General features: G+C 74.6%; 2 protein-coding genes. Both read right to left on the bottom strand.

Going from position 1 to position 1218, the window contains the following annotated elements; all coding sequences use genetic code 11:
• Window positions 1–995 (bottom strand): LysM peptidoglycan-binding domain-containing protein (locus ACFFNX_RS50325; RefSeq protein ID WP_378213599.1); only part of this gene is annotated, 995 nt, incomplete at its 3' end.
• Window positions 992–1218: hypothetical protein (locus ACFFNX_RS50330; RefSeq protein ID WP_378213600.1), on the bottom strand; the 227-nt coding region annotated here is incomplete at its 5' end. The genes ACFFNX_RS50325 and ACFFNX_RS50330, both read right to left, overlap by 4 nt.

Consider the following 1218-nt stretch of genomic DNA (forward strand, 5'->3'; position numbering starts at 1 on the left):
CCCTGCGCCCGGTCGCCGGGGGCGGTCACGTCCGGTCCCTCGTCGACCGGGGGCCGGCCCGCCTCACGGTCGGCGCGGTCGTCGCGCGCCTCCTGCTGCGCGGCGTGCCGCGCGGCCTCGACGGCCTGCTGCTCGGTGTTGACGTATCCGTGGTGGTGGACGCCGCCCGGCACCTGCGAGTGCGGGACGCCGTGCTCGTGCTCCCCGTCGTGCGGACCCTTGTCGATGATCTCCACGTGGGTCGCGTCGGCGGGCATGTCGAGCACCCACCCGGGGCGGATCAGGCTGGCCATGGTGAGACGCGTGCCGTCGGGCTGCAGCTTGCCCTTGTTGAGCGAGTAGATCTCGCGGTAGCGCCGGCCGTCGCCCAGGCACTTCTCGGCGATCTCCCAGAGGCTCTCGTGGTGCCGTCCGGCCGGCGGGCGTACCCGGTAGATCTTCCGGACGGCGTTCTTCTCCATCAGGGTCGGGTTGTCCGCGTCCTGCCCCTGCCCCTGGTCCTGGGCGGACGCGGGTTCGGCCGCCCGCGGGGGCTCGCGGTGCTGAGGCGGGTTCACGTGCTGCTGGATGTGCGTCGCGCGGACACCCGTGATCACCGGCATGACGGCGGTGGTCGCGGTGAACAGCAGCAGCGCCGCGACGACCAGCCGGTGCGCGAGCGCCTGCGGGCCGCCGGCGAGCGGCACCCGGGCCGGCACGCCGACGCCCCGGATCTCGGCGTACGCCTCGACCAGCACGCACACGGTCAGCTGGATCCAGGCGAGCCACACGACGATGACCAGCACGTGCATGAGCGCGCTCGCGTCGAGCCGCTGGGTGAGCGTCTCGGTGGAGGGCAGCTTGTGCGGGATGGGCGAGCCGAAGAAGGTCAGCAGGGCGAAGGGGACCCCGAGCAGCAGCGCCGCGACCGCGGCCATCGCGAGGACCCCGGCCAGGACGTCGCCGGCGCTCCGCCCCCGGTCGATGCGTACCGGGGGCCGCTGGATCGAGCTCATCGGACGTGCGGCGTCAGGGCCCCGGCCCGCCGACCGGGGAGAGGACGCCGCTCCCTCCTCGGTATCTCGGGAACGGCCGAAGGCGTGTCCGGCGCCGGACGCCGGGCACCGGCCGGCCGTCCTTCGACGACATGCCGCGCCAGCAGGCCGACGGTGGTCTCGCCCAGGTGAGGAACGATCGGCTCGCCGTGGCAGGCCGCCGGCCGTCCCGGCAGGACGCGCG

It is taken from the genome of Actinoallomurus acaciae (genome assembly GCF_042429965.1).
GTDB lineage: Bacteria > Actinomycetota > Actinomycetes > Streptosporangiales > Streptosporangiaceae > Actinoallomurus > Actinoallomurus acaciae.